Origin of the sequence: Gluconobacter sp. OJA (assembly GCF_039638325.1) — a bacterium.
In the GTDB taxonomy this organism is placed as follows: domain Bacteria; phylum Pseudomonadota; class Alphaproteobacteria; order Acetobacterales; family Acetobacteraceae; genus Gluconobacter; species Gluconobacter cerinus.
Window position 1 is genome coordinate 175,971 of record NZ_JBDIWI010000003.1, and the last position, 25,826, is coordinate 201,796.

General features: G+C 56.7%; 24 protein-coding genes and 3 pseudogenes. 12 read left to right on the top strand and 15 right to left on the bottom strand.

What is annotated here, in order from left to right:
• The 3 genes from ABDK75_RS14885 to ABDK75_RS14895 are packed head-to-tail and all read right to left on the bottom strand — an operon-like array spanning position 1 to position 2,439.
• Positions 1-258 (bottom strand): hypothetical protein, encoded by a 258-nt coding sequence (locus tag ABDK75_RS14885; RefSeq protein WP_234781688.1) that lies wholly within the window; start codon positions 256-258, stop codon positions 1-3.
• The gene (locus ABDK75_RS14890) at positions 234-1,763 is read right to left on the bottom strand and encodes a DNA polymerase Y family protein (RefSeq protein ID WP_082905254.1); all 1,530 of its coding nucleotides are present in this window, start codon (positions 1,761-1,763) and stop codon (positions 234-236) included. Before ABDK75_RS14890 ends, ABDK75_RS14885 begins: the two co-directional genes overlap by 25 nt.
• Positions 1,654-2,439 (bottom strand): ImuA family protein, encoded by a 786-nt coding sequence (locus ABDK75_RS14895; protein ID WP_061928333.1) that lies wholly within the window; start codon positions 2,437-2,439, stop codon positions 1,654-1,656. Before ABDK75_RS14895 ends, ABDK75_RS14890 begins: the two co-directional genes overlap by 110 nt.
• A gap of 434 nt (positions 2,440-2,873) precedes the next feature.
• Between ABDK75_RS14895 and ABDK75_RS14900 the strand changes: the two genes are divergently transcribed.
• The 3 genes and pseudogenes from ABDK75_RS14900 to ABDK75_RS14910 all read left to right on the top strand — a co-directional run bounded on the left by ABDK75_RS14900 (position 2,874) and on the right by ABDK75_RS14910 (position 8,211).
• Positions 2,874-6,104, top strand: a complete 3,231-nt coding sequence (locus ABDK75_RS14900) for a hypothetical protein (protein ID WP_346006297.1) — start codon at positions 2,874-2,876, stop codon at positions 6,102-6,104.
• Positions 6,105-6,118: 14 nt separating this feature from the next.
• On the top strand, positions 6,119-6,820 hold the full coding sequence (locus tag ABDK75_RS14905) for a hypothetical protein (protein ID WP_346006298.1): 702 nt from the start codon (positions 6,119-6,121) through the stop codon (positions 6,818-6,820).
• A 763-nt stretch (positions 6,821-7,583) separates the two neighbouring features.
• Positions 7,584-8,211 (top strand): annotated as a pseudogene (locus tag ABDK75_RS14910) (SOS response-associated peptidase).
• 13 nt (positions 8,212-8,224) lie between these two features.
• Here the strand turns inward: ABDK75_RS14910 and ABDK75_RS14915 are convergent.
• Positions 8,225-9,319: a hypothetical protein gene (locus ABDK75_RS14915; RefSeq protein WP_346006299.1), complete on the bottom strand. Its 1,095-nt coding sequence runs from the start codon at positions 9,317-9,319 to the stop codon at positions 8,225-8,227.
• 5 nt (positions 9,320-9,324) lie between these two features.
• Entirely contained in the window at positions 9,325-9,726 is a 402-nt protein-coding gene (locus ABDK75_RS14920) for a hypothetical protein (RefSeq protein ID WP_346006300.1), read from the bottom strand.
• A gap of 217 nt (positions 9,727-9,943) precedes the next feature.
• Here ABDK75_RS14920 and ABDK75_RS14925 point away from each other — a divergent pair, with 217 nt between their 5' ends.
• The 3 genes from ABDK75_RS14925 to ABDK75_RS14935 all read left to right on the top strand — a co-directional run bounded on the left by ABDK75_RS14925 (position 9,944) and on the right by ABDK75_RS14935 (position 11,587).
• On the top strand, positions 9,944-10,363 hold the full coding sequence (locus tag ABDK75_RS14925) for a hypothetical protein (RefSeq protein WP_061928267.1): 420 nt from the start codon (positions 9,944-9,946) through the stop codon (positions 10,361-10,363).
• A gap of 559 nt (positions 10,364-10,922) precedes the next feature.
• The gene (locus ABDK75_RS14930; protein WP_077804080.1) at positions 10,923-11,165 is read left to right on the top strand and encodes a type II toxin-antitoxin system Phd/YefM family antitoxin; all 243 of its coding nucleotides are present in this window, start codon (positions 10,923-10,925) and stop codon (positions 11,163-11,165) included.
• A complete protein-coding gene (locus ABDK75_RS14935) occupies positions 11,162-11,587 on the top strand; it encodes a type II toxin-antitoxin system VapC family toxin (RefSeq protein WP_077804081.1) in 426 nt (141 codons plus the stop codon). Before ABDK75_RS14930 ends, ABDK75_RS14935 begins: the two co-directional genes overlap by 4 nt.
• Here ABDK75_RS14935 and ABDK75_RS14940 read toward each other — a convergent pair.
• The 3 genes and pseudogenes from ABDK75_RS14940 to ABDK75_RS14950 form a co-directional block, all read right to left on the bottom strand.
• Positions 11,582-11,941, bottom strand: a pseudogene (locus tag ABDK75_RS14940) (Na+/H+ antiporter NhaA); the annotation flags it as partial. The gene ABDK75_RS14935 and the pseudogene ABDK75_RS14940 overlap by 6 nt on opposite strands.
• A 9-nt stretch (positions 11,942-11,950) precedes the next feature.
• Positions 11,951-12,775 (bottom strand): IS110 family transposase, encoded by an 825-nt coding sequence (locus ABDK75_RS14945; RefSeq protein ID WP_346006301.1) that lies wholly within the window; start codon positions 12,773-12,775, stop codon positions 11,951-11,953.
• Positions 12,776-12,846: 71 nt separating this feature from the next.
• A protein-coding gene (locus tag ABDK75_RS14950) for an IS3 family transposase (protein ID WP_346006302.1) occupies positions 12,847-14,033 on the bottom strand; the annotation gives its coding sequence in 2 pieces (ribosomal slippage) (positions 12,847-13,775 and positions 13,775-14,033; 1,188 coding nt in all).
• A gap of 109 nt (positions 14,034-14,142) precedes the next feature.
• Here ABDK75_RS14950 and ABDK75_RS14955 point away from each other — a divergent pair.
• Both ABDK75_RS14955 and ABDK75_RS14960 read left to right on the top strand, forming a co-directional pair.
• The gene (locus ABDK75_RS14955) at positions 14,143-15,246 is read left to right on the top strand and encodes an IS110 family transposase (protein ID WP_373317500.1); all 1,104 of its coding nucleotides are present in this window, start codon (positions 14,143-14,145) and stop codon (positions 15,244-15,246) included.
• A 660-nt stretch (positions 15,247-15,906) separates the two neighbouring features.
• The gene (locus ABDK75_RS14960; RefSeq protein WP_346006315.1) at positions 15,907-16,947 is read left to right on the top strand and encodes an IS5 family transposase; all 1,041 of its coding nucleotides are present in this window, start codon (positions 15,907-15,909) and stop codon (positions 16,945-16,947) included.
• Between the two features lie 218 nt (positions 16,948-17,165).
• Here ABDK75_RS14960 and ABDK75_RS14965 read toward each other — a convergent pair whose 3' ends face one another.
• Positions 17,166-17,786, bottom strand: coding sequence for a TetR/AcrR family transcriptional regulator (locus ABDK75_RS14965; RefSeq protein ID WP_346006303.1), 621 nt, complete (start codon positions 17,784-17,786; stop codon positions 17,166-17,168).
• A gap of 96 nt (positions 17,787-17,882) precedes the next feature.
• On the opposite strand from ABDK75_RS14965, the gene ABDK75_RS14970 reads away from it, so the two are divergent.
• The 4 genes and pseudogenes from ABDK75_RS14970 to ABDK75_RS17850 form a co-directional block, all read left to right on the top strand.
• A complete protein-coding gene (locus tag ABDK75_RS14970) occupies positions 17,883-18,872 on the top strand; it encodes a zinc-dependent alcohol dehydrogenase family protein (protein WP_346006304.1) in 990 nt (329 codons plus the stop codon).
• Between the two features lie 197 nt (positions 18,873-19,069).
• Positions 19,070-19,360: a metal/formaldehyde-sensitive transcriptional repressor gene (locus ABDK75_RS14975; protein ID WP_062106258.1), complete on the top strand. Its 291-nt coding sequence runs from the start codon at positions 19,070-19,072 to the stop codon at positions 19,358-19,360.
• Between the two features lie 215 nt (positions 19,361-19,575).
• Positions 19,576-20,685: an S-(hydroxymethyl)glutathione dehydrogenase/class III alcohol dehydrogenase gene (locus tag ABDK75_RS14980; protein WP_346006305.1), complete on the top strand. Its 1,110-nt coding sequence runs from the start codon at positions 19,576-19,578 to the stop codon at positions 20,683-20,685.
• A 536-nt stretch (positions 20,686-21,221) separates the two neighbouring features.
• Positions 21,222-21,539 (top strand): annotated as a pseudogene (locus tag ABDK75_RS17850) (excinuclease ABC subunit A); the annotation flags it as partial.
• 530 nt (positions 21,540-22,069) lie between these two features.
• Here the strand turns inward: ABDK75_RS17850 and ABDK75_RS14990 are convergent.
• From ABDK75_RS14990 to ABDK75_RS17855, 6 genes are all read right to left on the bottom strand, one after another.
• Entirely contained in the window at positions 22,070-22,639 is a 570-nt protein-coding gene (locus tag ABDK75_RS14990; RefSeq protein WP_122050973.1) for a type 1 glutamine amidotransferase domain-containing protein, read from the bottom strand.
• Between the two features lie 31 nt (positions 22,640-22,670).
• The gene (locus tag ABDK75_RS14995) at positions 22,671-23,810 is read right to left on the bottom strand and encodes a glutathione-independent formaldehyde dehydrogenase (protein WP_346006306.1); all 1,140 of its coding nucleotides are present in this window, start codon (positions 23,808-23,810) and stop codon (positions 22,671-22,673) included.
• A 462-nt stretch (positions 23,811-24,272) separates the two neighbouring features.
• Positions 24,273-24,566: a putative quinol monooxygenase gene (locus ABDK75_RS15000; protein ID WP_062106251.1), complete on the bottom strand. Its 294-nt coding sequence runs from the start codon at positions 24,564-24,566 to the stop codon at positions 24,273-24,275.
• Between the two features lie 111 nt (positions 24,567-24,677).
• Positions 24,678-25,418 (bottom strand): SDR family oxidoreductase, encoded by a 741-nt coding sequence (locus ABDK75_RS15005; RefSeq protein ID WP_062106249.1) that lies wholly within the window; start codon positions 25,416-25,418, stop codon positions 24,678-24,680.
• A gap of 17 nt (positions 25,419-25,435) precedes the next feature.
• On the bottom strand, positions 25,436-25,612 hold the full coding sequence (locus ABDK75_RS15010) for a hypothetical protein (RefSeq protein ID WP_162993567.1): 177 nt from the start codon (positions 25,610-25,612) through the stop codon (positions 25,436-25,438).
• 10 nt (positions 25,613-25,622) lie between these two features.
• Positions 25,623-25,760 (bottom strand): putative quinol monooxygenase, encoded by a 138-nt coding sequence (locus ABDK75_RS17855; RefSeq protein WP_408874440.1) that lies wholly within the window; start codon positions 25,758-25,760, stop codon positions 25,623-25,625.
• Positions 25,761-25,826 lie beyond the last annotated feature (66 nt).

The window sequence follows — 25,826 nt, forward strand, 5'->3', positions numbered from 1 at the left end:
TCAGCGCCTGTGCGGATGCGGGTGCCGGCTGCTGTCGGGAGCGTTGCTGGTCGGCGCGCGCATGACCACGAATCCCGAGCGTTCCAGATAGGCGACAAGCCGTTCGGCCACGAGACGGGCCATCAGCTCGGCGGCGTCATGCGTCCGCCTGCGTCCGTCATAGCACAGCGCGTGCATCAGGACTTCGGCCACGTCCGAGGTACTGGCAGGGATCAGATCGTCACGGGGCTCCATCAGAACACCCCCTGAAGAAACCACGCGCCCGATCCGGACCAGTCGTGGTGTCCGTCCCCTTGGCGAAACAGCCACAGGCGCAGGCCGGTCGTGGTCTCGACCTGCCAGTAGTCGCGGATTGCGCCATAGCGTTCGGCCGTGTGCCACCACTCGCCCAGCAGACGTTCGGGGCCGTCGGCTGCCGCGATGCGATGCGTCTGACGTTTCAGGACGAACTGGCGGGGCGCACCGTCCGGGAGCAGGGCAGTCACCTGCACCCGGACGGGCAGATCGAACAGGATGTTCGGCCGCGCCCAGAGCATCTGGCTCGCGAGAGCCGGTTTTGCCATGTCGCCTGGAGAAACGCGAGACTGGCCGTCTTCAGGCCAGGCGGAAAACCGGGGCGCGAGCTGATAGACGGATGTGATCCCGGGGCGGTTGATCAGCCGGTCGACGAGGCTCGCGGGCAGTGTGTCCGCCTGACAGTCCTCCGGGTCTGAGAGCACCGGGCGATCCGGGCCGGCCTCCATGGGCTCGCTGGCGCTGATCGTCAACGTGACAGCCTCGATGCCAAAACCGGGCTCAATCCGGGAAATCTGATCCTTGAGAAGACGGAGGATGCGGGGCGTATCCGAGGTCGGATCGGACGTGCCCACCCGGATGGCCTGGACTGTGCTGTCGACACGCACACAGAGAAAATCGATCTGCCGTGCGCCTTCACCACGACGGGAGAGCAGGGCGCAGGCTTCCGGCACAAGAGCCTCGATCACGGTCGCAATCGCCTCGGCCGTGCCGACAGGTTCGACAAGCGAGCGCGAGAGCGAGATCCGGTCCCGCACCTGAACTACGTTCAGCGGCCTGGTCTGACGGCCAAGGGCTTCGTCCAGACAGGTGAGAAGCTCCGCGCCGAACCGTTTGGCCAAAGGCGCGCGGGGAAGGGCCGCAAGCGCACCAATGGTTGTCAGTCCCAGGCGATTGAGATGGGATGCTGTCTCCGGGGCAATCGGAAGGGCCGAGCAAGGCAGTCGGTCCAGAGCCTGTTTCTGCTGACCGGGCGGAATGACACAGGCCCGGTCGAGGCGGGAGCGTGCCAGAACGCGCGAGGCCGCTGCACTGTCACTCAAAGCGAGAGAGCAGACATGACCTTTTTCGGAAAGACGCGTCCGGACGAGAGACAACATCGCCTCCTCGCCGCCATAGAGATGAGCACAGCCGGTTGTGTCGCTATAAAGGCCATCGGGCACATCCAGAGCGGGCAGGGGCGACAGCCACAGCAGCCAGGAACACAGCGCTGACAAGGCCTCGTTATCGGCTTCGTTGTCCTGTTCGGCGCACAACAGATCCGGCACAAGGCTGCGTGCCTGGGCCAGGGGCTGGCCGGGTCTTAGCCCTGCCGCCAGTGCCACCGGATTGACGGCCGTGAGCGTCTGGCGGTTGTGCTCAGGCGCGTGCACGACAAGCGGGCGACCGGGAGGGTAATGATCCGGCTGGCAGAGCTGGAGGCGCTCGGTGCGCCAGAAGGGAAGCCACAGGGCGAGAAAACGGCGCATGATCAGGACAGTCGAGGAGCCAGTGGGCAGGACGTCCTCCACGCACCCGCAACAGCGAGACGGAAAGACGGCGGGGGCCGGGAAGCGGCAGAACCTGTCCCGGCAGACAGAGAGGGGCTGAAGGATGAGAAGTAACCTGCCAGCGTGTGGCGCAGGCACAGGGGTCTTTTCCGCAGGAGCGGGAGGTGCTGACAGGGCGCAGGAAGAAGCCGGTATTCCCGCTGCTTTCGGCGGCGAGGTTCAGACGACGCACTTCTGTCAGGGAGGGAATATGCGGACCGGATATCACGACAAGGGCGCGCTCGGGACCGCGCAGGATGTCCTCGGCGACGGCCAGAACACTGGTGTCATCGCTCTCAACGCAGATCAGGTGCCGGAGCGACATCCCGGTCTGACGCAGTCCCCAGGCATGAAGCTGAGGGGGAACCGCCCCCAGCCAAAAAACAGGCTGGCCACTGCGCGCGAGCAGAGGCAGAAGCAGGGCGAGGCTGGCTCCGATCTCGAGCGGATCGGGCACCAGGATGTCATGCAGGCTGGCGGTTTTGAGGCCACCACCCAGATGATTATCGACCGGTTGCAGGCCTGTTGGCAGCACCCGGAAGGGGGAATGATGCAGGCTCCGACGCTCCAGGCATCGGACCTGCTCGCGCAGACGCGCCAGCGCGTTCGAAGTCATGACTGTTCTCCTTAACGAGAACAGAAAGAGAACAAACGAACGCGGGACGCAAGTTAATTTTTAAGAGAGAACATTGCGATAAAAGGCGGCTTCCCTTTCCTATTCTCCACAAAATGGCTCTGCTTTCAGAGCATTACGACCCTTTGCACGCCTCTCCTGTGTTCTCCCTCTCAACTTTTGTGAAAAGCAATGAAAACTTTGCATCGCCTGATCGGCTAACAGCTCCGAAAAGGGGGTCTAGGTCGCACACACATTCGACCAGATATCCTCGTGACGGCGGCTTAAGCCCAGATCGAGACCTTATGGGAAGGTTACGGTTAATCGGAAAAGTTCATACAATTACGATTATTTAATGTATTTCACCTTGTGGCCTTTGTAACAAGATGAAACACCAAGGAATTGTTTTGCAATAAATAATTTTCTGGAGTGTGCCCATGCCGGATCCAACGCTGAAAACCTATTCTTCACAACAATTGACTCAGTTGCGGGCAGATATAAATGCCGTCAACCAGGATTATAACAACAATGCATCTGCGAACCTGGTCCAGCAGGACGTAGCCAAATTTTACTCTGATCAGTCCAGTTATGGTCTCTCGGCTTACCCAACTATAGCTTATTCCGTTGCCTTGAATATTGGAATGAACGGAATAACAGCCAATGCCAATATGCAGGCAGGTGTTAAATCCGGAGAATCTGTTGGGTTAAAAACCGAGCAGATGATGGTAAAACTTGCACAAGCAGATATGAGAACTATTGATATCAATTCTGGCGCGCCTGCAAGTATTGCACAAATTACGCAATTTCATATTGATACATATCAAGCACTGAACGTGGATCCAGTGCACTGGAGTGGCTACGAGCCGGCACTGCAAAATGGAACCTGGATTCCTAATGCAACCAGTGAAGACTTGCGCGATGTAACAACTCAATCACAATATATTAAAGATCAATCCATTGGAGCCCAGACAGAGGCAATCGCCAATTTGATGGATGCCGGATTAATCGGCGCCCAAACTGCACTGGGGCAATATTTATACCATTCGCAGGGGGGTACGCCCCTTGTTTCGAACTTCTCCCAATTCTGGAGTGACCTAGGAATAGGTACACAGGTGGGCGAACGGGCCATCCTGTCTGCCGGAACGTATTTAGTGAAGGGCGGTGGAGAACTCCTGGTCTCGCAATCACATGCGGGAGACCTGACAGAGTATACACTTGTTCAGAACGGAAAGACGGACAGTTATACTGTATCTTCGAACGGTCAAGTTTCAAACATGAGTGGCAATCAAGGTAACATTCCAACTGAATACGTTTTTAGAGGAAATCAATCTATATCATCACAAAATGCAAATGTTATTGTAGCTTCTCCGGACATCACAACTATAAATGGCAATAACAACAGAGTTGCGAATATTCTTGATGGAAGTACGATTTCTGTTTCCGGTAAAAATAATACCATAAATTCCAGTTCAGGATCAAAAACATTTATCAACGGACAGAACAACACGTATAATGGTACTAATGGAAGTGTGGCCGCGATTGGTGCAAACTCCTCCGCTCAGGTTAATGGCACGGGTCAAATCGTCCACCTTCTGGCCGACAATTCTAATGCCAACCTTTCTCAGGCGGGCAATACCACCTATGTCTGGGGTACGAATGATTCCATTTCTGGAAATGGAACCAAAGTCCTCATGGGCGGCAACACGGTCGACCCAGGGCAAAGTCAGTCCTTTACAGCAAACGGCAACGATAACTCGATCAATCCGAGTGGAAATTCTACAACCTTTATTAACGGACAAAACAATACCTTCAACGGGACTAACGGGAGTGTAGCCGCGATTGGTGCAAACTCCTCCGCTCAGGTTAATGGCACGGGTCAAATCGTCCACCTTCTGGCCGACAATTCTAATGCCAACCTTTCTCAGGCGGGCAATACCACCTATGTCTGGGGTACGAATGATTCCATTTCTGGAAATGGAACCAAAGTCCTCATGGGCGGCAACACGGTCGACCCAGGGCAAAGTCAGTCCTTTACAGCAAACGGCAACGATAACTCGATCAATCCGAGTGGAAATTCTACAACCTTTATTAACGGACAAAACAATACCTTCAACGGGACTAACGGGAGTGTAGCCGCGATTGGTGCAAACTCCTCCGCTCAGGTTAATGGCACGGGTCAAATCGTCCACCTTCTGGCCGACAATTCTAATGCCTACCTTTCTCAGGCGGGCAATACCACCTATGTCTGGGGTACGAATGATTCCATTACCGGAAACGGGACCAAAGTGCTTATGGGCGGAAGCACGAACCAGTCCTTCACGGCCAACGGCGACGATAACACGATTAATCCTAGCGGAAATTCTACAACCTTTATTAACGGACAGAACAATACGTTTAATGGAGCCGGATTGAGTTCAGTAGCGGCATTCGGCGGAAATAGTTCCGGCACCGTTAACGGAAATAGTAAAATTCTTTTCAACGAGGACAATACTCACGTTACCGTTACTCAAGCGGGTAACAATGTTGAAGTCTGGGCAAAAAATGACATTCTTTCAGGGGTGTCGGGACAAAATATTCAACAACCTTTGGGAAACACCGGTTTTGAAGACCAAACTACTTCCGAAGAACCCACGACTAACGCTGCTCCTGTTGATGTGCCCCCTTCAGCCTCTCCTGGTCCGGCCTCTCCTGTTCCGGCCGATCCTATCCCGACACCAGATCCCAATAATCAGAATGCCGCACCTTTAGGACCGGACGGTAAGCCCGTTTTCGCAGCTCCCGGCCAGCCGGTCGTAATAACCTATCCTCAGGCAGGCGGGACACGGATTACAGTGAGCAACGATCCGGACGGTCCCATAGCAGGAGAATCCGGAGGGCCGGAAATTATAACCACAGATTCGCCAGGGCTTATCGGGAACGGAATTGATGATGACGGATCGTGGGTTTACGACGATATCTATGAAGAAGACAGTTGGGATCCGATCGTAATTTCCTATAAGAATGATCAGCTGCATACGGTCTCATCAACAGCCTCTCATCATTTCACTGATGGAAATGAAACGGGTTGGATTACGCCTGGCGAGGGTGTCCTTGTCCAGGGTGAGGGAAACCAACTGGCGCCCGTTCGTGACTTTGCCGCGCTCGACCATCTCGACAGTAATCATGATGGTATCATTTCGGCACAGGATCAGGAATGGAACGCACTGTCCCTGTCGATACCAGGTGACGGTAGCAGGGATACTAGCATATCCTTGGATCAGGCCGGTGTCAGCTCCATCTCGCTTACCAGCAGGCCCACTTTTATCACGGAAAATGGAAATACCGTGACGGCCCAGTCAGCGGTCAGTCTTGCTAACGGAAAACAGGGCCTGGCAAGCGATGTGTCATTTGGAAGGATGAGCGCCTCAACAGTTCGGTCTCCCGGAACAGCTGCGCCCGGCTTCAATGCTCCGTCTCTCCTGTCGCAGGACCTGACGAAAAGCCTGGGTGCGCCCCTGTTGCAGGACTTTACACGTTCCGGTTTCTCGGGAAACAGTCCTGCCTCTTTCAGTAATTATCAGGAGTTACCCCATCGTGGCGCCTCGTCTCTTGTTTTTGAAACTGGCCATACGATGCAGGGTGTAACGCTGGTGACGCATCAGCCTGCAGCATTATTCCCCCGTAGTTGATATCGGATCATTGCGTGTTGAAACTGTCCAGACGCAGTAAAATTCTTCTTGGCGTGGGAGGGGCTTTTGCCTTTCTCATCGCGGGTGCGGCCTATCGGATTTCCCATGACGTTCCCGCCTACATGAAGCCGGGACACTACGTTGTTGCAGGGCGATGCTACGATATCCCTGCCGGATACGTTGCCATGTATTCACCCTGGACCGGGCCGGAGAAGCGCTCCACCCTCATGCTGATCGAGCGACTGCCTGACCTCAGACCCGATGTCTGGTCGCTGTTCCATCCGGCGAACGTCAGAACAGATGTCGAAGGCGGCGCATTTTATCGCGGCACTGTCGATGTCACGGTCAACACGAATTTCGATGACAATGTTTCGGGACAGGCGATGTGGGACCGATTAAGTAAATATCATGCAATTGAACGGCAGGTAGAAAACATTGGAGACTATAAGGTCTTTCTCACGTCTTGGGGGCATTTCTATGTCAAAAAAGTGAATGGCCGTCTTTTCGTTCTCGACTGTATGGACCTTGATGGACCGAAGACTGCAAGCTGCGCGGCGAGAGTCCCCCTGGATCCGGCTGATCAGGGTCAATATCTGTATCGGGATACCCTGAAGGTCACTTTCGGAACGCCTCAGATCCAGACTGTTGATCAGTTGGTGGATCGGGTTCGTCGACAACTGGCATCCTGGCAGACATGCTCGGTCGGGAAACATTAGAGAAGCGGTTGCATCAGCCGCCTGCAGCAGAGGCGCTCCTTCCCGGACAACTCGATAATATATTCCCCTCGAGAGCAGGCCTGATGATCACGTTACAATCGAGGCTTGTTTCTGTGCGAAGTCGTTTTCCTGAGAATGTAATCTGCTTGATTGAGGTGGAGGCTTCTAAAAACCCTCATCCCAGCTTTTTCAGATACAACGATATCAATGAGTTATAATTTTAAATAGGCTGAAAAAAGGGGGGTTTTTCGAGCCCTCAAGCTGATAAATTTCTTCGCTTTTATCAGACTTAAATTACGAGAGAGGACTACTAGACCTCTCACCGGCCGGAGACGTTGGTGTCGTGTCCTCATCAAGCCCGCGGTCAAGTAGATCGTCCGTTTTTCCATTCGACACAGGCCCGATCGTGAGGACGTGTGGCATCGGCTCACGATGCCGCCCACCAAAAGCACCTCGCCAGTAAGAGCAGGGCCGGAAGCGGCGGAAATGCGGTTTGAGTGATGTTAAAGGCCTTTCCTCATCGGTCTGAAAGCAAGCGAGTAGCCGTGGAGTTGTGGACAGCCTCCTTACGGTGGCCGCTCACTTCCCGGGGACAGCTCTGACGAGCTGACCACAGGAAGCGGCTCTGCCCACAAGTCCACCGCACCAACAACAAAAGACTCTCTATTTCTTCTGAAAAGGAAACAGAGGCACAGCGATCGTTGTTTCTTCTTTGATAGTCTGTCCCGCATGGGACATTCGGCTTCAGAACAGAAGAGCAGTCATGTGTAACCTCTATGCCCAGACGTCCTCACAGGATGAGATCCGCGCTCTTGCGGAGGTTCTCAATGACCATACGGGCAATCTTCCCTTCATGCCGGATGTCTATCCGGATTACGCGGCGCCTATTGTGCGCAACGGGCAGAACGGTCGGGAGCTGGCTCTGGCCCGATGGGGCATGCCGTCTCCGGCCTCTGCCCTGAAAGGCCATAAGGTCGACCGGGGGGGTGACGAATATCCGCAATACGGCATCTCCGCACTGGCGACGCTGGCTGGGTGTTTCGCATCGCTGCGTGGTGCCCTTCACGGCTTTCTCGGAACAGGCGCGCCAGGATGACGGATCGTTTCATCCAGTGTGGTTTGCCGCCGATGAGATGAAGCCTCTCCGCTTTTTTGCCGGGATCTGGACGTCCTGGACCTCGGTGCGCAAACTCAAGGAAGGCGAGGTCACGGCCGCTCTTTTCGGCTTCCTGACAACGGAAGCCAACGCCGTGGTCGCGCCCTACCATCCCAAAGCCATGCCCGTCATTTTGGAAGACCGGGAAGAGATCGAGACCTGGCTGACGGCCCCCACACCGGACGCCCTGAAACTGCAGAGACCGCTGAAAGAGTCATCTCTTCAGGTTCTCTGAACAGATGACAGGTCTAACTGGCCTTCTTTCCCTTGACGCGGGCGATTAGAAGGGAACTTCGCATTATGGCTTCGTCCGCCTGATTCATGGCTGCAGCCAGATCCTCATAATCGAACTGAACCGGATCAAGTCGGGTGAGCGGCGGGAGCTGCGTCATCTCATCCGTCAGGACAGAGTGCGCTGTGAACGGGTCATTCTTGCGCGGCCGACCGCGTTTTCGGCCGGGAGTGGGTCGCTTGGGCGGTGTCACAACGTCGCGGAGAGGGTTCAGGCCGGCAAGACCGAACAGGCGATGAGCCGCCCGGTGCGTAACTTCCACAACAATGCCCCGGTCCTGGAATACGCTGAGAAGCTGCAGCGCGCTTTTCATCGACATGCCGAGACGCTCCGCCAGCATGGACGCGGACACGAGAGGCTGGATCGCCAGCACATTGATCGCCTGGGGAGCGCGCGAATGCCGACGTTGCGCGCCGCATCTTTCAAGCGCCTGCCTTCTGGCTTGTTCTAGCTGGCGCAGAAGGTCGTGCGCCTCGCGGACTTCGGCCAGAAGAGCATCGAGCCACCAGCACAGCCAGGGCTCGATCTCCCAAGGGGTTCCTGGCGTGAGTGACTCAATGCCGGTCAGGATCAAAGGCGTCCGGAGAATATCATGGGAGTGCCAGTAGCGGCCTAACGCTGCGCAGAAGGGAGCACGGGGACGGCCGGACTCCAGCCAGCGATGAAAAGCGACCCCTGCATCGAGGATGGGCCCCCAGCCTGCTGATTGATCGCTCAGGAACGCTTCAGATTCAGCAATGGCATTTGCCTGTGTCTCATCCGGGTGGGCGTACCAACGCCAGAGCGTAAAGGCATGAGAGGCAGCATCCACGGTCGTGCCGCGCTCGAAACTGTCCTGCCCGACTACTCTCGGGACAAGACCGTGGAGTTCAGCGACGAGATACCAGGGATCAATCATCCAGCCATCGACAGCGCAGTGACGCTGGATGGCAGCCAAGCGTTGTCGGAACACAACAGCAGGCGTCACCGATGCCGCTCTCAGCGCCTGGTCCAGGCGTCCCAGTTCGAGACTGAGACGGGTCAGTCTTTCAGCGAACGGAGGAGCAGCCACTTAATCTACGAGACGTCGCTCTTGGAAACGTCCACAGCATAAGAGTTCCATACGGGCTCCAGATACTCGATAAGCTCTTTTGGCAGGGGAATGGAATGAGTGGTCTCAATCAGCCGGTCGCCTATCGGCTCGATCTGGTCCATGGAAAATGGAGGAGCATCCTCTAACTCTCCGACGAAAACCGGCTCGACCAGTGTCCACTTCAGGCCAGAAGTAGTGGTGCCCGTCTTTTCGGTGTTTGAGCGCGGGAGTTCCATGGGCACTGACCTGGAAAGGCTGGCCTTGAGGGCCGCAAACGTCCGGAACCCGTGCCGCCTGGAGAGTTGTTCGAGCGCCTGCGTGTAAGACAATGTGCCAGACCGGCTTTCATGTCGGGCCTGTTTGAGCGCTTCAAGAGAAATCGTCATCTGAAATCCTCGACCGGAAGACTGAGTCACAGGGCCTGATTTGCGTCACACTCCGAACGGGACGTTATGACAATGCGTCTGAGAGACTTTTCCGTTGTTTCACAGGCCGGAAGGCGCGCTATGTCCCTCGCCTATAGTGTTAGCTTATAAGTATGTTATGAGGATAAGTCGATAATTAATCTTCCAGATATCTAGTAATGATTTTGAGCAGGTGAGTATGACTAATTTAAGTCTTAAAGAGGCGGCAGAGATAAAAAAAATCGAAGCCGAGACAGCAAAGTTAATTGCGGAAACGAATAAAATTGCTAGCGACATCGAGAATCAAAACAGCAACAGACGCTTGGAAGGTCTAAAGACGTTTCTCCTTGCTACGGCGGCGGTTGGGGCACTCTTATCTTATATAGTCCAGAACACTTCATCACTTGGAAGTATTTCGGGGATGAATTTCGCGATACTTTCATTTATATTTGGAGTTGTTGTAGTCGGAATATATTTTCTAACGGCATATGTAAGTGAGGATGACGGGCATAGAAAATTATCTTTGAAAAACCTCCAAATAATTGGATCAATATCTATCTATATAGGTGCTCTTTGTTTTCTTGTATTTATGGGTTATTTTCTTATAAGATTGATATAGAATTATCCGTATAGATATTACCAGATACCATTATTTAGGAACTATAGGACGAGATTTCTTCCCAGAAATCTCGTCTCGATATATCTCTAAAAAAGTCGAGGCGATACAACGCACGTTTGATCTTCATCTGAATGCTGGAAAACCCTTAAGCCAAGAAAAGGTAAGTCTCCGTCTTTTTTCCAATAATCGCCCCCTTTCCACCCCCTATGTCCGTTAATTTACATTATCGGACATAGGGTACAACGCATGAAATCGTCTCTAAAATGCTCTTCCGATGTGCTGATCTGGAGCCCTTGTCCTTGGACAAAGACAACTCTGGAAAAGACGGTTTCATCGCCTCTGCCATTCCGGACGTGAGGAATTACACCCCCGCACAGACCCACAATCCTTTATCGGTTGTGCAGCGGCTTAGGTGAGAAGCGGCAAGTCGGCTATGCACGCAGATATGACAAAAGCGGACACGAAACTTTGTGCTGCGATCTGGTTGCGCTTAATTTGTGTACCTTAGAATAAATCTCCGTGCTATGAAATGACTAGTTTAATGGTCAGGAGATTCGATGTGCAAACTGTGAATTTGGTGGACGCAAAAGCCCACCTCAGTCGTTTGGTCGATCAGGCCATGCAGGGCGAACCCGTTCGTATTATGCGTCGGGGGAAAATCGTCGCACAAATCGACAAAGTCACATGCAAGCGCAAGCCTGTTGATTTGAACGCTCTGCGCTCGCTTACAGCCAATATGACAGTCCAGGCTGTGTCCGCGCGAGAAATGGTACGGGATATGCGAGACGAGGCACGATATTGAGCGTTTATATCGATACGTCCGTTCTGGTTGCCGCGCTGACCAACGAGGCAGAGACAGACCGGATGCAATCATGGCTTTCCAGTCAGGATCCAGACGAATTATTTATAAGTGATTGGGTCGCGACTGAGTTTTCTTCCGCACTTTCAATCAAACTACGGAGCGGTCAGATCAACGTTGCTGACCGTGCAAATGCGTTAGCCCTCTTTACTCGTCTGTCCGCTGAAAGCTTTCAGATCTTGCCCATAACAACACAGCAGTTCAGGGCAGCGGCGCGTTTTTCTGATCAGTATGCGTTAGGGCTGCGTGCAGGTGATGCCTTACACCTTGCCGTCTGCGCCGATCACGGAGCAACGTTATGCACTCTTGATAGACGCCTCGCTGAGGCAGGTCCTAATATAGGCTTAAAAACAAAGCTACTATAATTTGTCAGGAATGGGGGGTAGCCGGTTGTGTTGGGATAAGAAGCGTAACCAAAGCCACCCCATCAGGGCAGACAGAACAGAGCCAGCAAAGATGCCCATCTTAGCTGGTGTCACAAGATCTGATCCGGAAAATGCCAAGTTTGCGATAAACAGACTAATCGTGAACCCAATGCCGCATAGCAGCGAAAGCCCAAACAGCATCCCCGTCGGCGTTTCAGCCGGAAGCGTGCCGATCTTCAGACGGGTCGAAAGAATTGTTACACCAAAGATGCCGACCGGTTTGCCAACAATCAGTCCTAACATAACCCCGAGCGGGCCAGCCTCCAGCATTATGTCCGGATGAACGCCAGCTAGCAACTGTGTTTAAGCGGCGGAGCTAATGCGCCATGGCAGGCCTGTTTTGAGGACGGCGTTGGCGATTGTGATGAGACGCCGTGCGATAGCGACGATCACCAGTTTATGTGGCTTGCCCCGCTGTTTCATGCGTTTGGCGACAGCTTTCAGAACAGGATTATGGCAGGCAGCTGCCAATCCTGCTTGGAACAGGACGTGACGGAGAGATCTTCTTCCCCCTGAAATGACACGTTTCCCCCGCATCGCGCCACTATCGTGAGCCATTGGTGCAAGTCCGGCCATGGCAGCAGCTTCTGTCGCCGTCATACGGCCGAGTTCCGGCATTTCTGCGAGAAGCATGGAGACTGATACCGGGCCGATACCAGGAATGGAGCGGAGAAGTTCTGCTTTCGCGGAGAGTTCTTCTGCCTCTGCGATAACGCTTTCAATCCGTTGTTCGAGCTCGCTGATCTGGCTTTCGAGAAATGCTTTGAGACTGCTGTCCATGTCCTCCAGTTCAGCGCTCACACCCTGTTTGCGGCGCGCCGAAATCTGGGCAGAAAGCCGTTTACGTGCCTCCACCATCTGAGCTCTGCGCACCGTCAGTACCCGCAGAAACTGGCGTTTTACATCCGGCAGTGTTCGTCCTTCTTCTGGACGAAAAGCCATAAAGCGCGCAATCAATTCCGCATCGATCTGATCGGTTTTCGCGCGTTTCCCCATGGAGAGTGCGAAAGCTTTGATCTGTGCAGGAGGCAACTGGACTGCATTGAGTCCCATACTGATGAGAAGACGCCAGAGTGCCCATTCCTGTCCACCGGTGGCTTCAAACCCAATTTTGAGACCGTCCGGCATACTCTGAAGAGAGAGGTGGCCCCGTCTGTTCGGACAGTTTTTGGGTTTGAATAAGCTATACCCGGTTGTTGTTATGCCGCCATTTTGACGGCGTTGCTGTTGGCCATCTGGCCCGGGGTTAACCCCGGGCCAGATGGCGTCGGCACGCCATGATACGCCTCATCAGGCGTTCGTCCAGCCAGAGCCGTATGGGGACGTTGCCCGTTATAATGGGCGATCCATTTCGTGAGCCCCACTCGAAGTTCTGATCCGGCCTCAAAGGCGTGCAGGTAGACACATTCGTATTTCAGCGACCGCCACAGACGCTCGATGAACACGTTATCCAGCCAGCACCCACGTCCATCCATGCTGATGCGGATCTGACGCTCTTCCAGGAGCCCGGTAAAACGGGGCGTCGTGAATTGTGAGCCCTGGTCCGTATTGAAAATTTCCGGAGTGCCGTAGCGCATCAGTGCATCCCGGAGCGCCTCGATACAGAACTCCGCGTCCATCGTGTTCGACAGACGCCAGGACAGCACCTTGCGCGTGAACCAGTCCATGATCGCCACGAGATAGAGAAATCCCCGTTTCATCGGGATATATGTGATATCGGAACACCAGACCTGGTTAGGTCGATCAATGACCAGATCCCGCAGCAGATAGGGATATTTCCGATGCTCCGGATGCGGCACACTTGTGCGTGGCTTCTGGTAGATCGCCCGCAGCCCCATAATCGCCATGAGCCGCCGGACCCGCTTACGACCGACTTCATGTCCCAGGCGGCGCAGATGCCATGTCATTTGCCGCGAGCCATAATACGGCGTTTCCAGGAACTGGGCGTCGATCAGCCGCATCAACGCCAGATTGGCCTCGTTCTGTGGCACAGGCCGATAGTACACGCCCGACCGGTTGAGTTGTAGCAGCGTGCATTGCCGGATGATCGGCAGACGTGCTCGCTTCGGGTCAATCATCTGCCGCCTCTGATCACGCCCAACCGAGCAGAGGCATCGCGTAAAAAATCCCGTTCCACGAGAAGCTCGCCTATCTTCGCGTGTAGTTTCTCCACATCAGCAGGGCTGACCGGGGGCTCAGACGCCGCCTTCCCGGAAAAGGTTGCCGCCATCCCCTCGATCGCCTGCCGTTTCCATTGAGCGATCATCGTCTGATGCACGCCATGTTTCGACGCCAGTTCCGCCAGCGTCAGCTCCCCGCGGATCGCCTCCAGCGCAACCCGTGATTTGAACTCCGCTGCATACCTCTTGTGCGTAACCTTGCCCATAAAACCCGTCCTCTCTCAGGTCGGATTATAGACCCAATGACCGTCATTTGCCTCGCCTTCCGAGGTCAGGAGGAGCGTAAGCTCACTTTGTCACGAGAGGAGAATGACAATGTCGACGGTAAAATTCATCGGTCTGGATGTCCACAAAGAGACGATTGCCGTGGCTGTTGCAGACGATGGGCGATCGGGAGAAATCCGGTTCCACGGGACAATTCTCAACACGCCCGAGGCCATACGACGTCTGGTGTCGCGCCTGGCTACGCCTGATGCGACACTCCACTTTTGCTATGAGGCAGGTGGCTGCGGGTACGGCATCCATCGCCAGTTGCTGGGCATGGGTATGGACTGCAGTGTCATCGCCCCATCTGTAATACCGCGCAAGCCAGCCGACAGGGTGAAGACGGACAGGAGAGACGCCGAAATGTTGGCGCGACTGTTGCGATCGGGTGAGTTGACGGCAATCTGGATCCCGGATCCGGCACACGAGGCTATGCGAGACCTCGTACGCAGTCGGCGCCAGGTCAGACAGGATCTTGTTGCCTGCCGACAGATGCTTCTGGGGTTTCTGTTGCGCCATGGGCGTAAATTCACCGGTCGTACGAACTGGACAAAAGCGCACTGGAGATGGCTGGGAAGTCAGGCATTTGAAATACCACATCAGCAATTTATTTTGGGTGAAAGCATCCGACGCATTGAAGAAGCTCAGCAGCGTTGCGATCGACTGGACACCATGCTCATGGAGGCGTTACCGCGCTGGTCACTCGCGCCAGTAGTAAAGGCATTGCAGGCGTTGCGCGGTGTCGGCCCCATCGTGGCCATAACGCTTGCTGCAGAAATCGGGGACCTCAGCCGTTTTGAAACACCCAAACAACTCATGGGCTGGCTTGGTCTCGTGCCATCAGAGGCTTCCAGTGGCACCCGTACCCGTCGCGGCGCCATCACAAAAACCGGAAACCGAGAAACACGCGCAATGCTGGTTGAGGCAGCCTGGTCATACCGCCTGCCGGCACGCGAGGAGCGCCGTTATCGGGCGCGTGTCGAGGACTTGCCAGAGGAAATCAGGGCAATTGCATGGAAGGCGCAAGTTCGCTTGTGCCAGCGCTACCGAACTTTAGCGGCATCCGGTAAAGCCTTGCCGAAAGTAATCACGGCGATCGCGCGCGAGCTGGTCGGCTTCATCTGGGATATCGGTCGCCGCGTGCAACCAACCTGACACGGCTTCCTTCGCCCGGTCATCGGACCTGACGGGCGTGCCGCGAAGACCAGGCAAGATGGGTAATCCTCGTTGTAAGCTGGGGCAGGTTTCGACCGACGCCCGTCTATAGAGAGAGGAAGGCCCACGACGGAAATGGGAAATGCGGTAGCCAACCCGCGGATGAGAGCATGATCAATCGTCGTCGATCGGCTCGCGGCACACCCGTCAGGTCCACTATCAGTTTTTGGTCACACCAGACACCAGTCATGGTGTAGGCTTCTTGCAACTGCACTCCCCTAATGACGGTCATGAGAGCTTAGACACCTGTCCGAAAAATGGGGGCCACCTCTGACTCCCGGTCTCACGCGTTCCGTAAAAGAAGCCATTAATTTAGCTGCATCGACCTTACTGCTTGCTTGATAGCTAAAGATCAGTGTCTGATCGGAGGGAATTCCATTCGCCACGAGGAGAACTTCTAACGGTTTGGTGTCGGTATCTTCTGTCCAAACAAGATATTTATAGCTTCCGTTAAGAAATTGTTCCCCCTTATCTAGAGCACCTAAGTGGAGGGTTCGAAAAACCCCTGGTTCTGGCCCTCTCTGTGTGATTCGATCCTTGGTGTGATGACGGGAGGAATGGCTCATGAAGTAGCCGGGTTTCTTTGATGTTGACGAAAGACTGGCTCGGTTAAGCGGGCTGGGCGATCAGCTCGAAGCGTTTTCCCGGATTGTGGATTTTGAGACGTTCCGCCCTGATTTGGACAGGGCTCTGGCCTATTCAGACGGGAGCAAAGGCGGCCGCCCCCCGTTCGATCCGGTGTTGATGTTCAAGATCCTGGTGATCCAGACGCTGAACAATCTCTCCGACGAGCGAACGGAGTATCTGATCAACGACCGGCTATCCTTCATGCGCTTCCTCGGCCTGGCGTTATCGGACCGGGTGCCTGACGCCAAAACGGTCTGGCTGTTCCGTGAACGCCTGACCCAGGCGGGAGCTATTGAAAGACTGTTTGACCGGTTTGATGCAACTCTGCGCAACGCCGGGTATTTGCCGATGTCCGGCCAGATCATGGATGCCACGCTGGTGGCAGCGCCAAAGCAGCGCAATACCAACGGGGAGAAAGTTGATCTTCGGGAAGGCCGCATTCCGCAGGACTGGCAGGACAAGCCGGCCAAGTTATCCCACAAGGATCGCCATGCGCGATGGACACTGAAGTTCACGAAGGCAAAGCGGCAGGAGGACGGGACGCCCCCGGCCACGGACCTCGCCATTCCGTTCTTTGGCTACAAATCGCATGTTTCCATTGATCGAAAGTTTCGACTGATCCGGAAATGGAAAGCGACGGATGCCGCCAGTGATGGCGCCAGACTGCGCGAGGGCCTGCTAGATAAAACCAATACGGCCTCAAGCGTTTGGGCCGACACCGCGTATCGCTCGAAAGCCAATGAGGACTTCATGGACAAAGAGGGTTTCGTCTCGAAGGTCCACAGGAAAAAGCCGCATCTCAAGCCCATGCCCCGCCATATCCAGCGGTCCAACGCAGGGAAGTCGGTGATCCGATCCCGCGTCGAGCACGTCTTTGCCGATCAGAAATCGCAGACGGGTCTGTTCGTCCGGACCGTGGGTATCACCCGGGCCACCATGAGGATCGGCCTGGCCAATATCGTCTACAACATGCGGCGCTTTCTGTTCCTGGAGAGGTTGAACGCAAGCGCGTAGCCATCCAGCGGATGACAGCCCCCGATCTGCTCAAAGCGAAGGTCGAAAGCCACCCCGGGAACCGTCAATCACCACGACAAAAGCCTTAAATCAGGACCCACGCGCGCCAATCAACGGTTCTTCGATCCCTCCACGTGTTTCATGTGCTTTCGTCCTATGAGATAAGTTCGACTGTTCGGTCGCGGGAAGCGGATTGGCAGATGACCACCATTTAACAATCATATCCCGGCCGGCCATCGATCGAGTGTCATTTTGCAGATGGAGAGCAGTTGGTTGATCGTAGCGCCGTCGCGCGCCTGAACGGACATGCCTTCCATGACCGTATTGATGAATTTGCCTAGCACGGCCGGATCGGCATTGGCCGCAAGCTCGCCCTGCGCGGCGCCGCGATGCAGACGCTCGATCAGGAGGGCCTCCGCCGCGATACGTTTTTCGCGCAGCAGGCATTCGATGGCGGCAGACGCTGGCGAAACGGCTGCCGCTGCCGAATACATGAAGCAGCCGGCGGGCGTTCCAGGTTCCGAAAACGATGACGCCGCTCGTTCCAGCAGGCCTTTGACGGCCTCGAAGGTAGATAACGCCGGATCGTTGATGGGTGCATAGAGGTGGACGCTGAACGTCGCGGCGTAGCGCTCGATCACCGCCGCGAACAGCCCCGCCTTGTTGTCAAACGCCGCATAAAGACTGGCGGCGGCGACGCCAGTCTCCGCCACCAGATCGGCCATCGATGTCGCCTCGTAGCCGCGCTGCCAGAACAGCCGCACCGCCTTGTCGAGCGCTGCGTTAGTGTCGAACACACGAGGGCGACCTGCGCCGCGACGGGCTTTCGTCTCAGTCATGTCTCGCGCCCGATATGGAATGATCGATAAATAATAGCTTGAAGCTGGTGGCCCATACCGATACTGAACGATCATTCAATATTCAAGGAGTGGCCCATGAGCCGCATCGTTCGAATCCACGAATATGGCGACGCCAGTGTCCTCAAGATTGAAGATTTGGCAGTGCCCGCGCCCGCGGCCGACGAGGTGCAGATCGCGGTCAAGGCGATAGGCATAAACCGCGCCGAGGTGATGTTCCGCAACCATGCCTACCTTCAGGAAGCCGAGTTCCCGAGCCGCCTTGGCTATGAGGCTGCCGGCACCGTCGTTAAGATCGGCGCGGACGTGACCGGGTTTGCGGAAGGCGAAGCCGTCAGCGTCATCCCCCCGCTCGACATCGCGTGCTGGGGCACCTATGGCGAGGTCGCCAACGTGCCTGCCCGCCTTGTCGTAAAGCATCCGGCCGCGCTGTCGTTCGAGGAAGCGGCGGCCGTGTGGATGCAGTATGTCACCGCTTGGGGCGCGCTGGTGGAGCAGGCGAAGCTCGGCGAGGGCGATTTCGTCATCGTCACCGCTGCTTCCAGTAGCGTCGGCCTTGCTGCCTTCCAGATTGCGCGGATGGTCGGCGCGACGGTAATCGCGACGACGCGTACCGGAGCCAAGCGCCAGGCCCTGATCGATGCCGGTGCACATCATGTCGTCGCGACCGAGGAAGAGGATCTGGTGGCGAGGGTGATGAAGATAACCGATGGTGCAGGTGCGCGCGTGGTGCTCGACCCGGTCGGAGGCCCGTCGTTCGAGCCGCTGACCGCGAGCATGGCGCGCGGCGGCATCCTGCTCGAATATGGCGCGCTCAGCGGCGAGCCGACACCGTTCCCGTTGTTCTCCGTGCTGGGCAAGAGCCTTACGCTCAAGGGTTATCTCTACAGTGAGATCGTCTCGGACGACGCCGCCCTTGATCGCGCCAAGGCCTTCATCGTGGCGGGTCTGGAATCGGGCGCGCTCAAGCCGCGGATCGCGCGCACTTTCCCGCTCGACGCCATCCAGGACGCGCACCGCTTCCTCGAATCGAACGACCAGATCGGCAAGGTCGTCGTTACGGTCTGACCGGCAAACCTGGGGAGCAAGCGATGGCTCCCCCTCCCAGATACATGATCGGACCCTCAGCCCATGCCGTGGTTGCTTGCGGCGCAGGCTTGAGAGCATGACCGGAACCTCGCCCGATGAGAGAAACGCCCGTCTCAGTGCAGGATTGAAACTCCCCCCCTGTATAGTATGCTGAAGCGATTTCTCGGGAAAACGCGATGCCACATTCATCAGAGGACAAAAAGCGAGCCATCACACGCTTGCGGCGTATCAAGGGTCAGGCGGACGCTCTGGAACGCGCGATCGAAGCCGGGGCCGATTGCGCTCCCCTGCTGCAGCAAATTGTCGCCATGCGTGGCGCGACAAACGGGCTGATGGCGGAAGTGATGGAGAGTCACCTCAGGGAAACATTCGGTTCCGGCGCAGATCCGGCCCTCAAAAGCGAGGGCAGCGATCACGATGACGGCGTGGAGGGCGTAATGAAGATTCTGCGTACTTATCTTAAATGACGATTTCAGGCTCATTTTCTTGCCCGTGCTCTCTCGCACTTAGAAGCCAGCCCCTGCTGCCTTCTCTGGTTTGAGATCCTCGGTAGGACACCTCTTGTATACTGTCAGGGAGTATGACAAAGATACTCCCTGACAGTATGAGAACGTCGACGAATTTGCGATGGTGCAACGGCCTCGCACCGGCAATCAGTTTCCATCAACGAGGGTATCCCAACATGAAATCTCGCGCCGCTGTAGCCTTCGAGCCGGGCAAGCCACTCGAAATCGTCGAAATCGATGTCGCTCCACCCCGGAAGGGCGAAGTGCTCATCCGGGTGACGCACACCGGCGTGTGCCACACCGATGCGTACACGCTGGCGGGCAGTGATCCGGAGGGCGTTTTCCCGGTGGTTCTAGGCCACGAGGGCGCGGGCATCGTTGTCGAGGTCGGTGAGGGCGTCACCAGCGTCAGGCCGGGCGATCATGTGATTCCGCTCTACACAGCCGAGTGCGGCAAGTGCGATTTCTGCGTGTCGGGCAAGACCAACCTGTGCGTCGCTGTCCGCGAAACGCAGGGCAAGGGTTTGATGCCCGATGGCACCACCCGCTTCTCGTACAATGGCCAGCCCCTTTATCATTACATGGGCTGTTCAACCTTCAGTGAATATACTGTCGTCGCCGAAGTCTCGCTCGCCAAGATCAATCCCGAGGCTAACCCCGAACATGTCTGTCTGCTGGGCTGCGGCGTCACGACCGGCATCGGCGCAGTCCACAATACCGCCAAGGTCCAGCCTGGAGACTCGGTCGCCGTGTTCGGCCTTGGCGGGATCGGCCTCGCGGCAATTCAGGGCGCGCGCCAGGCGAAGGCGGGTCGCATCATCGCCATCGACACCAATCCGTCCAAGTTCGAGCTGGCACGCCAGTTCGGTGCGACCGAGTGCATCAACCCCAAGGACCATGACAAGCCCATCCAGCAAGTGCTGATCGAGATGACGGGATGGGGCATCGATCATACCTTCGAGTGCATCGGCAACGTCAATGTCATGCGCGCCGCTCTTGAATCAGCGCACCGTGGCTGGGGTCAGTCGATCGTGATTGGCGTTGCCGGCGCGGGCGAAGAAATCTCCACCCGTCCATTCCAGCTCGTTACGGGCCGCGTCTGGAAGGGGTCCGCTTTCGGCGGCGTCAAGGGACGTACACAGCTCCCCGGCATGGTCGAGGACGCCATGAGAGGTGATATCGATCTGGCCCCGTTCGTTACCCACACCATGGGTTTGGAGGAGATCAACGAGGCGTTCGACCTGATGCACGAAGGTAAGTCGATCCGCACGGTCATTCACTACTGACCCGCCGATCCAAAGCGCCTCTGGCAACACCAGACATCGAGGAAGTTCCGGATAACCACTCCGGTTATCTCGGGTGACGGCATTTTCTTCCCCCTCTTCCTCGACGCCGCCAACGTCGACCGTTCAGTCGCGTTCTAAGACGCGGCGCCAGACGCTCGGATTGACAGGCCAGCCGTCATCATAGCCCGACCCTGGCCATGATGAAGCGCGCTCTGGCAACTGGGCAACGCGTCGCGATGTGGTAACAACCGCCGAAGTGCAGTCGTTACACGCCGATAGCGGCACGGACCAGGCCCGCCTGGCCCAGGTGCTTACCAGCGGAGTGTGTGTGGCCTCGTCGCGCGACCTAACGGGAAAATGGTTTTGTCGTAACCTTTGTTTAATGCTGGAAAAATATTTCAAAGGTTCCGAACATCGAGCCAGCCTGGCCGTTGGATGTATTGAGTCGGAAACGCATTGATCCGTTACCCCGACCGTAATGAACCACGGGCCGCACGGGCGGATATGGCAGGAAGACTGAATTGAAGGACAAGGATATACACGCGACGACGCCCGCCACCGATCATGGGCATGCGGGACCGCCCGCTTGCGTGCAGGTTCGCGGCGCGCGCCAGAATAACCTAAAAAATGTGGACGTCGATGTACCGCGTGACGCCTTCGTGGTGTTCACCGGCATATCGGGCTCGGGCAAGTCATCGCTCGCGTTCGGCACCCTTTATGCCGAAGCCCAGCGGCGTTATCTGGAATCGGTTGCGCCCTATGCCCGTCGCCTTATCGACCAGGCCGGCGTGCCGGAGGTCGACACGATCGACGGATTGCCGCCTGAACTGCAACGCGCTCAACGCGGCAACACGATCTACATCCTCGACGAGCCAACTTCGGGGCTTCACCCCTCAGATGCCGACCGGCTGATGCAACACCTGCAGGGCCTCGTCGACGCCGGCAATACGGTCGTGGTCGTCGAACATGACATGCGCGCCATCAGGCAGGTGGACTGAGTCATCGATCTGGGACCGGGGGCTGGGGAAGATGGCGGCCGTATCGTTGCCAGCGGCGTCCCTTTCTTCGTTGCGGAAGCAGAAGGCAGTCTCACCGCCCCCTATCTCAAAGCGGCGCTGTAGGTCGTAAACCTGGCCGAACGCACGTTCGATCAGGCGTATCTCAACCGCACGCACGCTGAAATGGGTCGCATCTGGAAGCGGGAGCCGGCGAGGTGTCACCGCGGTTGACGCGGCTTGTTGGGGATTGAGTCCTCGGAAGTGCGCCGTTTTCGTCTGATACGCGGCGTAGCGGACAGCCAATCGCCGGCCATCCGCTACGCCTGTTTTGTGTGGACCTTCACCAGGGAGCGCGCCCTCACATGGTTCGTCGAAACCGTCCCGTATTAATTCGCGGCCGCGGGCCCAGCGCCGGCACCTTCCGCGATTTGCTCAACGAGTTTGGCACAGAAGGCGGGTAAGTCGTCGGGGTCGCGGCTGGTAACAAGGCCGTTGTCGACCACGACTTCCTCATCGGTCCATGTAGCGCCGGCGTTCTCGATATCGACCTTCAGCGTCGGGTAGGACGTCAAGGTGCGACCCTTAAGCACGCCCGCCTCGATCAATGTCCAGGGTGCATGGCATATCGCGGCTACCGGTTTTTTCTGATCGAAAAAAGCCCGGATGAAATCAATTGCCTCGGCGCTGCCGCGCAGCTTGTCGGCACCGACCGTTCCTCCGGGCACAACTAGTCCGTCGAAATCGTCGGCTTTGACATCGGAAAACGTCTTGTCGATAGTATAGCTGCCGCCCTCGTCAAGGTCGCTATTGACTGTGCGAGCCACGCCCGCTTCAAAACTGACCACGGTCACTTTGCCGCCAGCCTCCTCGATAGCTTGCTTGGGCTTCGAGAATTCTGGCTCTTCCGTCCCGCGGGGCGCGATCAGAACGGCAACTGATTTGCCCTCTAACGTCATAATCTATTCCCTATTCCGTTGAAGACTAAGGTCAGGCGGTCGGCTTAAGCACGACCTTTGTCCATCCATCATCGCGCGCATCGAAATGCTTGTAGGCGTCTGGCGCCTGATCGAGCGGCAGTCGGTGCGAGATGATTTGAGCAGGATTGGCCCGGCCATGCTTAATGAGGTTCATCAGCCGCCGGTTATAATGCTTTACATTACATTGCCCGGTGCCGATCTTCTGCCCCTTGAACCAAAAGTTGCCGAAGTCGAACGCAATCTTGCCTTCCTTCTGGAGATCGTCGGGCGCATTCGGGTCTTCCGGGATAAACACGCCGACGACGCCGATGCCGCCGGTGGCCTTCGTGCTTTTGACGAGGCAGTTCATCGTGTAATTGCTGCGCTCCTTGCCGTGGCGATCGCAACACTGATACCCTACCGCCTCGACCCCACGGTCGGTCCCGACGCCGCCGGTCGCGTCAAGGATCTGCTGGGCGGGATCGCCCTTGCGCATGTCGATCGGAATCGCGCCCATCGCCTCGGCCAGTTTCAAACGGTCGTCGTGAGAATCAACCACGAAGATCTGAGAGGCACCGCGAATTTCGGCTGAGTGCGCGGCCATCAAACCGACCGGACCAGCCCCATAGATCGCGATACTCTCACCAGGCAAGAAACCCGACAACTCGACGCCATGCCAACCCGTCGGAAAGATGTCGGAGAGCATGACATAGTCATCCTCCTTCTCCTCAGCGTCCTCGGGCAGCTTCAGGCAATTGAAGTCGGCATAAGGTACGCGCATCATCTCGGCCTGACCGCCTTGCCACGGCCCCATCTCGGCAAAGCCATACGCTGCGCCGGCGGTTCCAGGATTGGTCGTGAGGCAAAAACCAGTCAGACCGCGTTCGCAATTTTCGCAGAACCCGCAACCGACGTTGAACGGCATGCAGACGCGATCGCCCCTCTTGATACGATCTACGGCAGCGCCGACTTCGATGACCTCGCCAAGGTTTTCGTGACCGAAGACCCTGCCCTTCTCAAAGCTGGTACGGCCCTCGTACATGTGAAGGTCGGACCCGCAAATGTTGGTCGTGGTCAGCCGGATGATAACATCGGTCGGCTTTTCGATCTTGGGATCATCGATGGTATTGACGGAAACGTCTTTTGGCCCGTTGTACACGACAGCTTTCACGGATCTTCTCCTTTTGTAGCTCTGCTCTGGGCGTCATCAAATCGAGAGCTTGCTGATGCTCCGGACCAGCGCAAAGGCGCATAGCATCGCATCTTTCCAACCGATGTCTGTCTCCTAAACGGCCTGATGCCTGAGCGGTTCCTTCCCGTTCGGCAGTTCTCGGATCGATTTACGGCGGCTTTTCGATTGCCTGGGCCAGGACGATCTAAAAAAGCGGCAGATTGATGACCTCAAGAAGTTCCTGCGAAACCAACGGCGCCATGATAACGCAACATATCAACGCCGACTTATCAGCAGCAGCATCAAAAGGCAGGATAAGCGCAAAAGACAAAGCCATCCACTATCGCGGATGGCCTGTCGTATTCTTCTATTTAGTTCCAGAGCCGGCCAGGCCGTCCATTCCCGACGGCAGGCGACCCTAACCGTGCAGTCGTACGGCAGCTTGGTGTGCCGACCGCTCCGCTATTTCGCGGCCAGCAGGGTGAACTTGTGAATCTGCGGCGGTTCCGAGAACAGTTCTTCCGCCTTCTCCATCAGCGCGGCGGCAACCTTGCCGTCAAGATGGGCCTGCCGATCCTCCTCTGTGTCGAACGTATCGAAGATCGCGTACGCACCGGGACCTTCCTCGATCGCATACCAGGTCAGAGTGCCCGGCTCGGCTTGAACGAGCGGCAATGCCGAGGTCAGGAAATTGGCGACATCGCTCTCTTTACCGGGTTTGGCCTTCAGTGGCACGTACAGCGCGAGTTTGGGCATTATCGACTCCTCAAGTTAAACGGACAGATATCATTCGGCAGAGTAACGGACGAGCGGGCCGGTACGTTCCCCATGAGGCGGAGCACACGCGGCCCCGCCTCCTCGTCGAAATCAGAACTGCTGTGCGGTCGGCCGGATGACGATCGCGTTGACGTCAACGTCATCAGGTTGTTCGACAGCGAACGCGATAGCACGCGCCACCGATGCCGCTGGGATGGCCTGTTTGTAGAAGTCTAGCACCGTCTCGGCTGCCGTGCCAGACGTCGTGAACTTCAAATCGCTTTCCACGGCTCCGGGCTCGATCGACGTGACACGGACCTTTTCACCCACCTCGTGGCGCAAGCCCTCGCTGATCGCGCTGACCGCGAACTTGGTACCGGAGTAGACCGTGCCGCCTGGTGCGAAGACCTTGATACCGGCGACCGAGCTCAGGTTGATGATGTGGCCGCTGCCCTGCTCGAGAAAGCCGGGAAGGGCCGCCGCGATGCCGTAGAGCGTACCCTTCAGATTGACGTCGATCATCTGGTCCCACTCGTCGGTGTTGACCTCGGCCATCGGACGGATCGGCATCAGCCCTGCGTTGTTGATCAGCACGTCGAGGCGGCCGAAGTCGGCAATGATTGCGGAGACGACGGACTGGACCGCCGCCTTGTCGGTGACGTCGAGCGCGTAGCTACGTGCCGTGCCGCCGTTTGCGGCGATGTCCGCGACGACCTCGTCGAGCTTGTCCTTGCGCCGCGCGGCGATGGCCACCTTTGCGCCGCGTTCCGCGAGAAGCCGCGCGGTTTCTGCGCCGATGCCGGTGCTGCCGCCGGTAATGAGAATGACCTTGCCTTCGATACCCTTGGTCACGACTGTATTCCTTCAAGTCAGTTATTGATTTTTCGCCGGATCGCGGCCCCGCGCCAGCGGTAGCCGCGTGGATGAACGAGGCCCATAAGGCCCAGGCGAAGCGCAGGTGCCAACAGGCCGATCATCCGCAGCTCCTCTATGTAGAACGGTTGTGCCAGCAGCGCCGACCCCACCCATTCTTTAAGCTTGCCCATGGCACCACCCTCAGGTCGCCGAGACGGGGTTGAAGACGAACGCGCCGCGCTCGGCCAGATCGCCGATCTGAGAGAGATAGTTCTGGAAGTGGGGCGTCGCGCGGTGGGCGGCAACCGCATCCGCGTCCGCGTACAGCTCGTCGAGCACGAAACGGTTCGGATCGCTCTGGTCCTGCCAGAGATGGAGGGTTCGAAAAACCCTCTGGTTTTGAGG

What these genes read in the sequence shown, in the direction of transcription:
- ABDK75_RS14895 (WP_061928333.1), bottom strand. Translation starts at nt 2,439, where the DNA reads ATGACTTCGAACGCGCTGGCGCGTCTGCGCGAGCAGGTCCGATGCCTG.
- ABDK75_RS14965 (WP_346006303.1), bottom strand. Translation starts at nt 17,786, where the DNA reads ATGACTGAGACGAAAGCCCGTCGCGGCGCAGGTCGCCCTCGTGTGTTC.
- ABDK75_RS14975 (WP_062106258.1), top strand. Translation starts at nt 19,070, where the DNA reads ATGCCACATTCATCAGAGGACAAAAAGCGAGCCATCACACGCTTGCGG.
- ABDK75_RS14970 (WP_346006304.1), top strand. Translation starts at nt 17,883, where the DNA reads ATGAGCCGCATCGTTCGAATCCACGAATATGGCGACGCCAGTGTCCTC.
- ABDK75_RS14890 (WP_082905254.1), bottom strand. Translation starts at nt 1,763, where the DNA reads ATGCGCCGTTTTCTCGCCCTGTGGCTTCCCTTCTGGCGCACCGAGCGC.
- ABDK75_RS14955 (WP_373317500.1), top strand. Translation starts at nt 14,143, where the DNA reads ATGTCGACGGTAAAATTCATCGGTCTGGATGTCCACAAAGAGACGATT.
- ABDK75_RS14980 (WP_346006305.1), top strand. Translation starts at nt 19,576, where the DNA reads ATGAAATCTCGCGCCGCTGTAGCCTTCGAGCCGGGCAAGCCACTCGAA.
- ABDK75_RS14920 (WP_346006300.1), bottom strand. Translation starts at nt 9,726, where the DNA reads ATGACGATTTCTCTTGAAGCGCTCAAACAGGCCCGACATGAAAGCCGG.
- ABDK75_RS14900 (WP_346006297.1), top strand. Translation starts at nt 2,874, where the DNA reads ATGCCGGATCCAACGCTGAAAACCTATTCTTCACAACAATTGACTCAG.
- ABDK75_RS14945 (WP_346006301.1), bottom strand. Translation starts at nt 12,775, where the DNA reads ATGCCGGACGGTCTCAAAATTGGGTTTGAAGCCACCGGTGGACAGGAA.
- ABDK75_RS14990 (WP_122050973.1), bottom strand. Translation starts at nt 22,639, where the DNA reads ATGACGTTAGAGGGCAAATCAGTTGCCGTTCTGATCGCGCCCCGCGGG.
- ABDK75_RS14925 (WP_061928267.1), top strand. Translation starts at nt 9,944, where the DNA reads ATGACTAATTTAAGTCTTAAAGAGGCGGCAGAGATAAAAAAAATCGAA.
- ABDK75_RS15000 (WP_062106251.1), bottom strand. Translation starts at nt 24,566, where the DNA reads ATGCCCAAACTCGCGCTGTACGTGCCACTGAAGGCCAAACCCGGTAAA.
- ABDK75_RS15010 (WP_162993567.1), bottom strand. Translation starts at nt 25,612, where the DNA reads ATGGGCAAGCTTAAAGAATGGGTGGGGTCGGCGCTGCTGGCACAACCG.